The 13340-nt window shown below is 64.9% G+C and carries 14 protein-coding genes; 5 read left to right on the top strand and 9 right to left on the bottom strand.

Annotated features, from left to right (window positions below; translation table 11 throughout):
* Window positions 1-33 precede the first annotated feature (33 nt).
* The gene (locus XH80_RS26850) at window positions 34-2364 is read left to right on the top strand and encodes an ATP-binding protein (protein ID WP_271601165.1); all 2331 of its coding nucleotides are present in this window, start codon (window positions 34-36) and stop codon (window positions 2362-2364) included.
* 61 nt (window positions 2365-2425) lie between these two features.
* Here the strand turns inward: XH80_RS26850 and XH80_RS26855 are convergent, their stop codons facing one another.
* Entirely contained in the window at window positions 2426-2899 is a 474-nt protein-coding gene (locus XH80_RS26855; RefSeq protein ID WP_442868626.1) for an Lrp/AsnC family transcriptional regulator, read from the bottom strand.
* Window positions 2900-3027: 128 nt separating this feature from the next.
* Between XH80_RS26855 and XH80_RS26860 the strand changes: the two genes are divergently transcribed.
* Window positions 3028-3261, top strand: coding sequence for a DUF6356 family protein (locus tag XH80_RS26860; protein WP_057755815.1), 234 nt, complete (start codon window positions 3028-3030; stop codon window positions 3259-3261).
* Window positions 3262-3292: 31 nt separating this feature from the next.
* On the opposite strand, the gene fdxA is transcribed toward XH80_RS26860, so the two are convergent.
* Genes fdxA through XH80_RS26895 form a run of 7 tightly spaced genes read right to left on the bottom strand, consistent with a single transcriptional unit; the run spans window position 3293 to window position 9734 of the window.
* The gene (fdxA, locus tag XH80_RS26865) at window positions 3293-3631 is read right to left on the bottom strand and encodes a ferredoxin (RefSeq protein WP_271601166.1); all 339 of its coding nucleotides are present in this window, start codon (window positions 3629-3631) and stop codon (window positions 3293-3295) included.
* A 16-nt stretch (window positions 3632-3647) separates the two neighbouring features.
* Window positions 3648-4424 carry an enoyl-CoA hydratase-related protein gene (locus XH80_RS26870; protein WP_271601167.1) on the bottom strand — a complete coding sequence of 259 codons (777 nt, stop codon included), beginning with the start codon at window positions 4422-4424 and terminating at the stop codon, window positions 3648-3650.
* On the bottom strand, window positions 4421-5611 hold the full coding sequence (locus XH80_RS26875; protein ID WP_271601168.1) for a CaiB/BaiF CoA transferase family protein: 1191 nt from the start codon (window positions 5609-5611) through the stop codon (window positions 4421-4423). The genes XH80_RS26870 and XH80_RS26875 overlap by 4 nt, the downstream gene beginning before the upstream one ends.
* Window positions 5612-5622: 11 nt before the next feature.
* A complete protein-coding gene (locus tag XH80_RS26880) occupies window positions 5623-6975 on the bottom strand; it encodes an FAD-dependent oxidoreductase (RefSeq protein ID WP_271601169.1) in 1353 nt (450 codons plus the stop codon).
* Window positions 6976-7002: 27 nt separating this feature from the next.
* Window positions 7003-7851: an ABC transporter permease gene (locus XH80_RS26885; protein WP_271601170.1), complete on the bottom strand. Its 849-nt coding sequence runs from the start codon at window positions 7849-7851 to the stop codon at window positions 7003-7005.
* Window positions 7851-8666, bottom strand: a complete 816-nt coding sequence (locus XH80_RS26890) for an ABC transporter ATP-binding protein (RefSeq protein WP_442869180.1) — start codon at window positions 8664-8666, stop codon at window positions 7851-7853. The genes XH80_RS26885 and XH80_RS26890 overlap by 1 nt, the downstream gene beginning before the upstream one ends.
* Window positions 8667-8699: 33 nt before the next feature.
* On the bottom strand, window positions 8700-9734 hold the full coding sequence (locus tag XH80_RS26895) for an ABC transporter substrate-binding protein (RefSeq protein ID WP_271601171.1): 1035 nt from the start codon (window positions 9732-9734) through the stop codon (window positions 8700-8702).
* Between the two features lie 163 nt (window positions 9735-9897).
* On the opposite strand from XH80_RS26895, the gene XH80_RS26900 reads away from it, so the two are divergent.
* Window positions 9898-10833: a LysR family transcriptional regulator gene (locus tag XH80_RS26900; RefSeq protein ID WP_271601172.1), complete on the top strand. Its 936-nt coding sequence runs from the start codon at window positions 9898-9900 to the stop codon at window positions 10831-10833.
* Between the two features lie 117 nt (window positions 10834-10950).
* Entirely contained in the window at window positions 10951-11373 is a 423-nt protein-coding gene (locus tag XH80_RS26905; RefSeq protein WP_271601173.1) for a deoxycytidylate deaminase, read from the top strand.
* Between the two features lie 299 nt (window positions 11374-11672).
* Here the strand turns inward: XH80_RS26905 and erpA are convergent, their stop codons facing one another.
* Window positions 11673-12002 (bottom strand): iron-sulfur cluster insertion protein ErpA, encoded by a 330-nt coding sequence (erpA, locus tag XH80_RS26910; RefSeq protein ID WP_271601174.1) that lies wholly within the window; start codon window positions 12000-12002, stop codon window positions 11673-11675.
* Window positions 12003-12137: 135 nt separating this feature from the next.
* Here erpA and XH80_RS26915 point away from each other — a divergent pair, with 135 nt between their 5' ends.
* The gene (locus tag XH80_RS26915) at window positions 12138-13334 is read left to right on the top strand and encodes a deoxyguanosinetriphosphate triphosphohydrolase (RefSeq protein WP_271601175.1); all 1197 of its coding nucleotides are present in this window, start codon (window positions 12138-12140) and stop codon (window positions 13332-13334) included.
* The last annotated feature ends 6 nt before the right edge of the window (window positions 13335-13340 follow it).

Here is a 13340-nt window from a genome sequence, read left to right on the forward strand (position 1 = left end):
CCTAGGCCATTGATACGGAAAAGGTTCCTCGGAATGGGATGGCGGGACAAATCCACAGCATTGACTGAGCAGCGCGACGGTTTCGTCGGCGCTTTCCCGTCCTGGCTCGGCGGTTTCGAGATCGAAGACGGGCTGATCGCCGATCTCAGCGAGCGCGAGCTGCGCCGCATCCGCGCCAAGCAAATCGACGCGGTGACGCGGCTGATCCCCGTGACCATAGCCGTCACCATGCTCAACGTCGCTATTGTTCTGATCCTGTTCTGGGGCAGGGGCTGGAACGACTTCCTGGCGATCTGGGGCGCAACCCTCACGGCCGTCGCTTCGGTCGCCGTGCGCGCATGGCAGCGCTCGCATCAGAACCCACCGCAGGAGGCTTCGCCCCGCACGGCGCGGCAGATGCTGCGGCAGGCGTTCTTCCTCGCCGCGATCTGGGGCACGCTGCCGCTGGCGCTGTTCAGCCGGGTTGGGCCGACCAGCCAGCTCATCCTGGCCTGCCTGATGGTCGGCATGATGTCCGGCGGCGCCTTCACACTGTCGACCTTTCCGCGCGCCGGCCTCGTCTACCTCGCCACCATGACGGTCGCCTGCGCCGGAGCGCTGCTGCTGTGCGGCACCGGCCCATATCTGGTGACGGCGGTGTTTCTGCTGCTGTTCGCGTTCTTCATGGCGCGCAACATCGTCTCGCAGGGCAATCTGTTCCTCGGCAATCTCAAGGCCCAGCTCGACCTCGAGCGGCAGACCGAGATCATCTCGCTGCTGCTGAAGGACTTTCAGGAGAACGCCAGCGACTGGCTGTGGCAGACCGACGCTGAAGGCCACCTCGTCGACGTGCCGCAACGCTTCGCCGACGTCGCGCAATTGCCGCTTCCGCTCCTGAAGGGATCGCATTTCGCCGACGTGCTCGACATGCTGTGCCCCGAGGACAAGGCGGCCGCCTACAACATCCTCGGCCTGATGGAGCATACCGAGCCGCTGCACGAGATGAATTTGAAGGTCGTCGCCGGCGGCGAAGCGCGGCTGTGGTCGCTGACCGCAAAGCCCGCCTACGATCGCGACGGTCAGTTCCTGGGCTATCGCGGCTTCGGCCGCGACGTCACCGAGCGCTGGCGCGCGGAGAAGGCCGAAGCCGAGAACCGCGCCAAGTCGGACTTCCTCGCTGTCATGAGCCACGAGATCCGTACGCCCATGAACGGCGTGCTCGGGCTTGCCAGCATGCTGCTCGAAACCAATCTGGATGAGGAGCAGCGCGAGGCCGTCATCACGATCCGTGAATCCGGCGACAATCTGCAGCGCATCCTCAACGACATCCTCGATCTCTCCAAGCTCGAGGCCGGACGCTTCCAGTTCGAGGCAATCGACTTCGCGCCGCAGACGCTGGTCGAGACGGTTGCGACCGTCGTGCGCGCGAGCGCCAAGGGCAAGGGTATCAGCCTCAAGATCGAGCTCGATCCGAACCTGCCGCCGACGCTGCGCGGCGACGTCGCGCGCATCCGCCAGGTGCTGCTCAATCTTGCCTCCAACGCGGTGAAGTTCACCGACGCGGGCGAGGTGACGATCAAGGCCATGTGCCCGGCGCGGCGCGACCTGCTCGCGACGGTCGAATGGACCGTGACCGACAGCGGCATCGGCATTGCGCCCGACAAGCTCGGGCAGCTGTTCAGCGACTTTGCGCAGGCCGACGCCTCGATCAGCCGCCGCTTCGGCGGCACCGGCCTTGGCCTTGCGATCTCAAGGCGCATCATCGAGCAGATGGGCGGCACCATCGGCGTCACCTCGACGCCGGACGAGGGCTCGACCTTCCGCTTCACGCTGGTGCTGCCGTGGAGCCAGGCGCAGACATCAGATCAGGACGCGGGCCGCGAGGAATCCGACGATCTCAAGGCCCGAATTGCCGGCCTCGACCGGCCGCTGAAGGTGCTGGTCGCCGAGGACGATGCCGTCAACCGCATGGTCGTGAGCAAGATGCTCGCCGCCTTCGATGTCGAATTGCGCGTCGTTAGCGACGGTGTCGAGGCCGTCGCGGCCGCATCAGAAGGCGACTACAACATCGTGCTGATGGACGTGCGCATGCCCGAGATGGACGGGCTCGCCGCGACGCGCGCGATCCGCGCGGGAGGAGGGCGCTTTGCGGCCTTGCCGATCATCGCCCTAACGGCCAACGCCTTCCCCGAGGACGTCACGATCTGCCGCGAGGCCGGCATGTCGGACTTCCTGGCCAAACCGTTGCGCAGGCCGGCGCTGGTCGCGGCTCTGCTGCGCGCGCTGGACGGCCATGTGATGACCGAGGAGGCGCCGCTGCAGCCGGAGCTGGCGCCTGATGAGGTGGAGTGGACGGACGAGGAAAGGCAGACGACGGGCGCGTAAGGCGGCGCCGGTCATGGTTTTCCATAGACGCGCGCGGCGACCGCCTTCGGGGGCTCCGACTTTACCCGTGCCGCTCCGGCGCATAGTCGAGCGGCAGCACCGTCGTCGCCTTGATTTCCTGCATGACAAAGGACGACGAGACGTCCGCGAGCGTGATCCTCCCGATCAGGCGCTGGTAGAGCCTGTCATAGGCGGCAACGTCAGGGATGACGGCCTGCAGCAGATAATCGACATCGCCGGTCATGCGGTAGACGCCGATGATCTCGGGAATGTCGCGCACGGCGTTCGAAAACTGCTTGAGCCAGCTGGCGCTGTGCTCGGTGGTGCGCAGCGCGATGAACGCGGTCAGGCCGACATTGATGCGGCTGGCATCGAGCAGGGTCACGCGGCCCTTGATGATGCCGTCATCCTCCAGGCGCTTGATGCGGCGCCAGCAGGCGTTGCGGGAAAGTCCCGCCCGCTCGCTAAGCTCGTCCAGCGACAGGGCGGCGTCATGCTGGATCAGGTTGAGGAGTTTGCGGTCTGTTTCATCCATTATCCCAACAATACAGGAGATCGTCGTCCAAATTCAACCGGATTAGGGTCAATAGCGTGATATTTGGGACATCTTCTTGATCCGAATCCCCTAGGGATTGCAGGCGAACCGCGTCCCTGGAGCCCCGCATGCAAACCACCCTGCACCGGCTGTTTCTGTCCCATCCTGAGAGCGTCGATGAATCCTACGGCGAGCACTTCCTGTTCGCGCTCGGCTTCGCGGCGCGCCTGTTCGGCGCCGCATTGGCGGCGCTGGTGCACGCCGTCATTCCCTGCCTGTTCGAGACCACTGCCAGCCGCATGATCCGGCAGATGCACGAGCGCATTGCGCGTCGCGGCCACGCGCTGCAGCCCGCCGAGTAGCCAGCGGCGCGATCTCCGCAAGTGAAAGGCGCTAATCGGAGGGCGCCGGAATCTTGTGCGCGGCCACGAGCGGATGATCGAGCGTGCTGATGTGCCGCGCATCCGCACCGCCGGGCGAGCCCCAGCCGGTGACCGAGCTTGCAAAAAATTCGGCGTTGGCGCGCATGAAATCACGCTCGTGTTCAGGCAATTCATCCTGCGCGTAAATCGCCGAAACCGGACAGACCGACAGGCACAAGCCGCAGTCGATGCATTCGTCGGGCTGAATATACATCATACGTCCGCCTTCGTAGATGCTCTCGACCGGGCAGACATCCTGGCAGGCCCCGTCCTTGACGTCGATGCAGGTCGAGACGATGACGTAGGCCACGAGGATCTCCTGATGGTCAGCGTCCGCGCCAGTTCGGCGCACGCTTCTCCTGGAAAGCGCGCACGCCTTCGTCCTGGTCGGACGATTGCAATGCTTCGACGAGCGCCGGCAACCGCAACATCTGCGCGTCTGTCGGCGACAGGCGCTGACCGGCCCGCACCATCTGCTTGATGGCCCGCACCGACAGCGGCGCGCAGGCGAGAATATCCGTGATCCAGCGCGTGACCGCGTCGTCGAGCGTTTCGGGGGCGACCACCTCGTTGACGAGCCCGAACCGCAACGCGTCCGCAGCACTGATGCGACGTCCCGTCAGCAGCATTCCCATCGCCCAGACATGAGGAATGCGACGCGCGAGCAGGGCGATGCCGCCGTCGAGCGCAAGCCGGCCGACCCGCGGTTCCGGCAGACCGAAGGTTGCGTTGTGCGAGGCGATGACGATGTCGCAGCCGAGCATCATCTCCATGCCGCCGCCGAGCGCGTGCCCGTTGACACGGGCGATGACAGGGATGTCGAGCGTCTCGCGGAGCGCGATGCCGCCGAAACCGCCCGGACGCGCAGCCGCCCAATAGTCGAGCCCGCTGGAGCCGGACCCGCCCTTCATGTCCGCGCCGGTGCAGAAAGCACGCTCGCCGACGCCGGTGAGCACCACCACGCGAATCTCGCGGTCGCGCTCGATCGTCTCCCAGATCCGGATCAGTTCGGCCTCGGTCGCCTGATCGACTGCGTTGAGGCGTTCCGGCCGGTCGAGCGTCACGCGCGCGACTTGGTCCTGCACCGTGAATTGCACGTTCATGCGACGATCCCCTGCGCCTTGAGAGCGGCGATGCGCTCCGCGGAGAACCCGGCCTCGGCAAGCACGGCCGTGCCATCGGCGCCCAGTGCGGGCGGCGGTCGGCGAAGCTGGAAGGCATCGGGAGCCATCGTCAGCGGCGTGCCGATCAGCGCCATGGTCGTCGCGCCGCCGCTCAGCGTCACTACAGTGCCATTCAGCTTGGTCTGTTCGTGACCAAGCGCTTCCGCAAGCGTCAGCACCGGCGAGCACAACAAATCCAGCTCGTCGAGGCGCGCCAGCCAATAGGCAGTCGTGTTCGACGCGAAGCGTTCGCGGAATTTCCCCTGCAGCTCGGCCTTGTGCTCGACCTGGCCCTGGAACGTTGCGTAACGCGGATCGGCGGAGAGATCCGGCAGGTCCAGCGCCTTGCAGATATCCCTCAGCGGGTTGGCCTTGAAAGCGCCGACCAGAACGACGGCGCCGTCGGTGGTCGCAAAGCAGCCGGTCAGGGGATACGATCCCCAGCTGAGATCCTTGCCGCGCTGCAGCCACATCGCGGCTTCCTGCATTTGCATGGCCAGCATCGACTCGAACAGCGAAACCGCGACCTGCTGCCCATGGCCGGTTTTCTCACGCTGCAGAAGGGCGAGCAGGATCGCCTGCACCAGATGCATGCCGGCGGTGTAGTCGCACAGCGCGGTGGCGTAGACTGTGAGCGGCTCGTCGTCATTGCACTTGCGACGCATCACACCGGATAGCGCCTGTGCGAGAATGTCCTGGCCGCCCTTGTGGGACAGCGGCCCGGCCTGGCCGAAGCCGGAGCCGAATGCGCAAATGATCCGCGGGTTGATCTTGGACAGCTGCTCGTAGCCGAAGCCCATGCGTTCCATGACGCCTGCGCGGAAATTGTTCACCACCACGTCGGCAGTACGAACGAGATCATAGATGATCTCTCTGCCTTCTGCCTTGCGCAGGTCGAGGGCGATCGAACGCTTGTTGCGATTGAGGCTGCGAAACACGGGATTGTCGAGACCATCGGGATCGTCCGGAATCGAGGAACGCGACAGGTCGCCGGCTCCCGGCCGTTCGATTTTGATCACGTCGGCACCGTAGTCGGCGAGCACCTGCGTCGCGCTCGGCCCCAGCATCACCTGGGTGAAATCGATGACACGCACGCCCGACAGTGGCTGAGCGGAAGAGCTATCCATCCCTGATGTTCCTATTCTGCGGCAACGGTCACGAGCGCGTTGGCGGCCGGCTGGTCGCCCGGATCGGCCCCTTGCGCCCGCAATCGCGCCTGAAGCTTCCTGATATCGACACGATCGACCGCAACGTTGGCATCGATGGCGAGCGCGGCGGCAACGCCGGCCGCTTCGCCCATCGCCATGCACGGAGGAATTTCGCGCGAGGTGCGTTGCGCCGACGAGGTCGCGGAATAGTGCCGGCCGGCGACCAGTAACTGGCCGACGTTTCGCGGCAGCAGCGTGCGATACGGATAGTAGTAGTCGCGGCCGCGCGCGACGCTGTCGGCGAAATGACGCCGATGCATCACATCGTCCTTGCTCATCACATAGACGCCGTCGAGCAACCGGGTCTGGCGCACGCCGATCTGCGGCGCAACGTCGACCACGAAGCACCTCTCGAATCCCGGCAGCCTGGCGCGGACAAATTCAACCAGCGCAGCGATGCGCTCGCGCCCCTGGAAATCGGCCCGGGTCAAATCCTCGACCTTGATGCCGTCGAAGCCGGTCATATGCGGGCAGTTGCACCAGACGATGTCCGGCAGCGGCGTCTTCAACCACCACTTGGCCCAGGACCCACCCATGATCTTCTTGGCTTCGCGGTCGATGGCGGCGAACGCCTCCGGCTCTTCGTCTTCGAAGCGTTCGGCGGCTTCGACATCGACTCCGCCGAGGCGGAACACGGTGGTCACGATGTAGGAGCCGTGGCTGAACGGCGCGCCGGCCGAGGCCGCGACATCGAGATCGCCGCTGGCGTCGATCACGACGCTCCCCATGATGGCCTGCCGCCCGCTCTTGGTGTCGCAGATGACCCCGGTGATACGACCGTCTTCGACGATCGCCCGCGAGAACCAGCTGTGCAGCCGCAGGTCGACCTTTGCCTCGCTGATCATCGCGTTCGCCGCGCGCTTGTAGCCGTCGGGGTCGAACGCGGCAGCGTAGCAGATCGGCTGTGGCTTGGCATGTGAGTGAAAATCGAACACGCCCCACCGCGACCATTTGCGCCACAGCTCCGCACTGGAGCGGCGCTCGGCTTCCGGCGGCACCACACACAGATCCATGCGCTGCATCCGCTCGATCATTTCGCTGCAAATCCCGCGAACACTGATCTCTTCGCCGTTGCACATGTCATCGAGCACCAGCACCATGCCGCCCGAGGCCAGGCCGCCGAGATAGGCATAGCGTTCGATCAATGTCACCGAGAGGCCGTTGCGGGCCCCGGCGACCGCTGCTGCGATGCCCGCAGGCCCGCCGCCAACCACCACGAGATCGGCGCGGCGCACGACGGGAATTTCAGCCGCAGGCTCGATGATCCGGTCAAGATTTGTCATAGCAGGCTCCTCGAAGGGCGCGCGGGGTCAGGCGGTCTGCGCGACGTTCCATTTCAGGAAGTGGCGCTCCAGCCAGGAGATCGCGCCGAAAAACGCCGCGGAAAACGCCGAACCGACCACGATGGTGGCGTACAGCAGCGGCGAGTCGAAATTGTAGGTAGCCTGAATGATCAATGCGCCGATGCCCGTGGTCGCGCCGATCCACTCGCCGACGATCGCTCCGATCACCGAGGTTGCGGAGGCGATCTTGAGCGCCGAAAACAGATACGGCAAAGAGCTCTTGAGCCGCAGCTTGAAGAAGATCTCGCTGGGCGTGGCCGACAGGATGCGCATCAGCTCCATCTGTTGCGAGCTGACCGAGCGCAAGCCGCGCGTCATGTTGACCAGTGTCGGAAAGAAGCAGATCAGTGCGGCAATCGCCACCTTGGCTTCGAGGCCGTTGCCGAGCAGCAGCACCAGGATCGGCGCATAAGCCATCACCGGAATGGTGTGGAACATCACCGCGATCGGAAACAGCGCCTCCTCGGCGGTCCGCTGATAGACGAACGCGGTCGCGAGCAGGATCGCGGCGCTGTTGCCGATCAGGAAGCCGGCGACCGCTTCGATCGCCGTCGGCAAGAGATTGCCGAGCAGCATGCCGAATTTGCCATAGAGCGTCATCGCCACCGCGGTCGGCGCGGGCGCGATAAACGGCCGGATCTTGAAAATCATCACGCCGAGCTCCCACAGGATGAGCAGGGCAATGACCGCTGCCAGCGGGAGCAGCCGGCGTCGCCAGGCGGCGAGGCGGGCTGCGGCGGCGAAGCCGGCCTGTGCGGCGGCATCGGCGGACGTGATTTCGCTGGCGTCGTGAGTCGACAAAGCCGGCATGCTCATCAGCAAGCCTCCAGAACGGTTCGCAGGTGTGCGGCAAGCGCGATGAACTCCGGCGTCTCGCGCAAGGCGACGCGGCGCGGGCTCGGCAGATCGACGGGGACGATCTCGCGCACCCGCCCCGGGCGTGCGGCCATCAGCATCACCTGCTGACCCAGAAAGGCCGCCTCGTAGATCGAATGGGTGACGAACAGGATGGTCGCGCCGGTTTCCTCCCAGACCCGCAGCAATTCCTCGTTCAGCCGGTCGCGCTTGATTTCGTCGAGCGCACCGAACGGCTCGTCCATTAAAAGCAGCTTGGGATCGTTGATCAGCGCCCGTGCGATCGCGACACGCTGACGCATGCCGCCGGACAGTTCGTGTGGATAGGCATTCTCCCAACCCGTGAGGCCGACCAGCGCCAACAATTCGCGCGCGTCGCGCGCGCCGCGTCGCTTGCTCCGACCGCCGACTTCCAGCGGCAACTGCACATTTTCGAGCGCTGTACGCCAGGCCAGCAGCGAAGCGTCCTGGAAAACGAAGCCGATGTCGCGCCGCGCCCGCGCGGCGGCGGCCGTGGTGCCGAGCACCTCGACCTCGCCCGAGGTCGCCGGGATCAGATCGGCGACAACCCGCAACAGCGTCGACTTCCCGCAGCCCGACGGGCCGAGCAGTGTCAGGAATCCCCCGCTCGGAATGGTCAAACTCACCCGCTCCAGCGCCGTGACAACGCCGCGCTCGGTCGGGAAGCGCACCGTGACGTCTTGAAGGCGGACAGCCAGGCCCTGGTCCCGAACCAGTGGTCGGTCCAGGACAGTCCCTTGCGAGATCATGCTCATGGTTTCAGCCGATCTTGGTTTCAGCCGATCTTTTCAGCCGATCTTGGGGCGGTCGTTGGCGGTCATGTCCAGAATCCTGGTGGTCATGACCTGCTCGAGCTTGGGCTTGCCGGCAGCAAACTGCTTGAGCTCGTCGTGCAGATCGATTTGCTCCTGCCAGACCGCGGGGTCGAAGCTGCCCCAGGCGAAAGTCTTGGTCCGCTCCGTGAACTCGACGTTCAACATGATCGGGAGAGCTTCCAATTCGTCCGCCCTGACGAGATTCGGATACTCCTGCACGAGAAGGTCGACCGCCTTTTCGGGATTGGCCTTGGCGTAGGCCCAGCCACGCCCGGCGGCACGCAAGAAGCCGGCAAGCAAATCGGGCTTCGCCTTCAGGAAGTCCGTCGTCGTGTAGTAAGGCAGCGCATAGAGCCTGACGCCGTTGTCCCACAGCCGCATCGTGACAACGTCAGGTCCGAGCACCTTCAGCGCCGTCGTGTTGGTGCGCCATCCCGTGATGGCGTCGACCTGCCCGGTGAGCAGCGGCGTCATGTCGGAGCCGACGATCACTTTCTGCACCTTGTCTTCCGGGATGCCGTTCCGGCGCAGCAGCGCCGTGAGCAGAACTTGCCCCGTCGCCTGGACGCCGACCTTGCGGCCGATCATGTCCTCAGGCTTGCGGATCGGCGCCTTTGGCAGCGAGAAGAAGGCGTAGGGATGCTCCTGGGCGCCGACAGCAAAACAGGTAACCGGAATGCCCTGCGAGCTAGCCAGCATCAGCGAAGGACTCGATGAAAGCTGGCCAATCTCGTAGCGCCCCGAAGCCACGATCGCGACGCCATCGATATTGGGGCCGCCGGGCTGGATTGCGAAGTTGATGTTTTCCTGCTCGAAATAGCCGAGGCGTTTGGCGACCACCTCGCCGATCTGGTTGCCGCCGGTGATCCAGCCAAGTTGCATGTTGATGGTCTGCAAGCTCGCAGCCCGGCTGCGCCGACTGGTGATCGGGGACAATGCTGCGCCGACCGCGAGTGCGGCTCCGCCCCTAAGCAAGCTTCGCCGCGTCCCGATGATCCCGTTCGCCATGATCATGCCTCCCTTTGCCAGGCGCCGAAAACCTGCTCACCATTCCGGCACCGGGTCACGCCCACCTCCGGGCGCAACGAAAGGCTAGTGGAGGGCAAGCGCTGTTGGGAAGGATAGAGTTTCGTGATAGGTGATGCCTTTTCGGCATCACTCTAACCCCGGCTTGAATCGCGCCATGCACGCCGTTGTTTTGCGCTATCTGGACCAGGTCGCCAAGGTGGGCTCGATCCGCCGCGCGGCCGAACAGCTCAATGTCGCCTCGTCCGCAGTCAACCGCCAGATTCTCAAGCTCGAGGCCGAAATCGGCGTCGCGATTTTCGAGCGGCGGGGCAACGGTGTGCGGCTGACACCGGCTGGAGAACAGTTGCTGCGCCACACGCGCAGCACCCTCGCCGAATGGCGTCGCACCCGGCTGGAGATCGCCTCCATTGCGGGCGATATCAGGGGCGAGGTCCGGATCACGGCGATCCCCTCACTGCTGGTGCGGGTCGTGCCCAGAGCGATCAGGACGATCGCTGCCCGCCACCCCAATATCTCGTTTCGCGTCATCGACGCCGACCCCGCCGAGCACGGCGAGGAGATGCGTGCCGCGAGGCCCGATATCGCGCTGCATTTCATCGACAAGCGCTATCGGCACTACGACATCGCGGCCCGCCTGCACACGGTGCTCGGAGCCCTCATGTGCGCCGACCACCCGCTGGCGGACCGCAAGCATGTGACTCTCACCGAATGCGCCGCCTATCCGGTCGTCATGCTCGCCGATGCGTGGCAGCTTGACGCCGCATCGGAGGCCGAATTCATTCACAGCGGGGCTCAGTTTTCGCCGCGCATCACCTCCAACTCGCTCATCGTCATGAAAGAGACGATGAAGGCCGGACTTGGCATCGGCTTCTTCACTCCGGCCGGCTTTGTCGACGAGATTGCCCGCGGCGAGCTGGTTCATGTGCCCCTCTCGGAAGCGGGCCTTGCGGCGAGCGAAATCGGCTTGTTCGTGCACCGGATCCGCGCCGGCGCTCATCACATCAGCGTCGTCGCCGACGAACTGAAGCGGGAATTCAACCTGCTGGAGGAGGATTTTCGCGCAATTCCCCGGCGGTAGCGATTCCAGTGTTTCGTATTCCCATCCCAGCCTGCTCATCATCAGTCCTTCGATCAGGAGATCGCCTTGGCTCAGCAGCCCCCATCTCGCCATCGCCCGGTGCCCCTCGGCGCCAACATGCCGGCGGCGCTTCGTGCCGCAGCCGACAGCCCCAACCGCATACGCAAGGTCGGCGCCGTGCTGGTCGCGCGGGACGGTACCGAAATCGCGAGCTGCAACACGTTTCCGCCAGGTGTGCGCGACCTCGACAAGCGCCATGAAGGCGACGGCCGCTTTGTCTGGATGGAGCACGCCGAGCGCCACGCCATCTTCAATGCCGCCAGGGCAGGGGTGGCCACGGCCGGTGCTCATATCACGTCGACGTTTTTTCCGTGCATCGATTGCGCGCGCGCCATCGTCGATGCGGGCATCGTCTGCCTCGACACGCCAGCCCCCGCCTTCGACGATCCGGTCTGGGGCGCCTCGTTCGAGCGCTCGCAGATCATCCTTGAGGAGGGCGGCGTGGAAATTCGCGTGGTCGACGCCGGCAGCGGTGCATGACAAGCAGCGTCATCACGCCCGCTGTGATGGGCATGCTTGACCCGTCGCTGCTGAAGCTGGCTCGTGATATTGTGCGTTTGGCGAGCGTTGGGGAGATTGTCGCCATGAATGCGAGGATGTCGTGGAGAATGGGGGGATCTCAGCGGAGTCCCGTAGAGCTTCTCTTTGGGGACCACGCGATGATCACATCCTACCCCTGTTTTGCCCGACGCCGCAAGTTGTTTTCGTAAAAGCCGAAGCGTGCCGTGCCGGCGTCCCGGCTACTGTGCATGGGGTTGTTTTAGAGATTTGCGGTTGGGCTAGATCGAGAAGCTGGTGCCGCAGCCGCAGGACGCCGTCGCGTTGGGATTGTTGACGCGGAAGGAGGCGCCGATCAAGTCGTCGACGAAATCGACCTGCGAGCCCGCGAGGAACGGCTGGGAGGCGGAATCGACCAGCACCACCGCGTTGTCCTGCTCGATGACGAGATCGTCCTCGGTGCGGTCGCGGTCGATGTCGAACTTGTACTGGAAGCCGGAGCAGCCGCCGCCTTCGACCGAGATGCGCAGCATCGCGCCTGTGCCTTCGCCCTTGAGGATCTCCCCGATCCGGCGGGCGGCGCGGTCACTGATGGTCACGGCAGTCGTCATTGCAGGTCTCCGATGGGCCCGCGGTCATACCAAGTTCACTTGCCCAATTCATTTGGTATCCCGCGTCCGACATAGTTAAGTGCCACCATACGCAGAATCAAATGGATAGGGACTAAATTCGCCGTGTCCGTCGGAATGGCAGCCCCCCGCGCGCCCTATGCCTGCGACCCCGATCGCAGCCGCGGCCGGCTGGTCGCCGAGCCGCCGAGCCGGACCCGCAGCCCGTTCCGGCGGGATTGCGACCGGGTGATCCATTCGACCGCGTTCCGGCGCCTGAAGTACAAGACCCAGGTGTTCGTGTTCCATGAGGGCGACCATTACCGAACCCGGCTGACCCATTCGCTGGAGGTGGCCCAGATCGCCCGTGCGCTGGCCCGGCAGCTGGGCTTGGACGAAGACCTCACCGAAACCCTGGCGCTCGCCCATGATCTCGGCCATCCGCCGTTCGGCCATGCCGGCGAGCGGGCACTGGATGCCTGCCTGAAGGATTTCGGCGGCTTCGACCACAATGCCCAGGCGCTCCGCGTCGTCGGCTCGCTGGAGCACCGCTACCCTGAATTCGACGGGCTGAACCTGACCTGGGAATCGCTCGAGGGCATCGTCAAGCACAACGGCCCGCTGACCGATCGCGGCGGCGCGCCCGTCGGCCGCTATCGCGAGCATGGCATTCCCGTCGGCATCGCCGACTACGTCAGGACCTACGACCTCGAGCTCTGGAGCTTTGCTTCGCTCGAAGCCCAGGTCGCCGCGATTGCCGACGACATCGCCTACGACGCCCACGACATCGACGACGGCCTGCGCGCCGGCCTGTTCCATCTCGACGACCTCAAGGTGATGCCGCTCACGGCCGAGATCATCGCCGAGACATCGGCACATTACCCCGATCTCGAAGAGGTCAGGCGCGGCGCCGAACTGGTGCGCGAGCTGATCTCGCACCTGATCGGCGCGGTGTTCGCGGAGGCGCAAAAGAACATTGCCGCTGTGCGGCCCCAGTCGGCCCAGGACGTCCGCCAGCAGAGCCGGGCGCTGATCATGTTCCCGCCTGACGTGGCCGAGGAGGAGGCTGCCATCAAGAGCTTCCTCTATCGGCACATGTACCGCCACAAGCGGGTGATGCGGGTGATGGCGGAGGCCGAACAGATCCTGTTCGACCTGTTCGCGAGGTATCTGAAATCGCCGGCCGACCTGCCGCCGGAATGGCTGGTCGGGGCAGACGCGGACGACGAGGGCGACCGGGCCCGGCGGATCGGCAATTTCATTGCCGGAATGACCGACCGTTTCGCCCTGACCGAGCACCAGCGGCTCTTTGACTCGACCCCGGATTTGCGTTAGGCGGCG

This window comes from Bradyrhizobium sp. CCBAU 45384, assembly GCF_028128665.1.
Classification (GTDB): domain Bacteria; phylum Pseudomonadota; class Alphaproteobacteria; order Rhizobiales; family Xanthobacteraceae; genus Bradyrhizobium; species Bradyrhizobium manausense.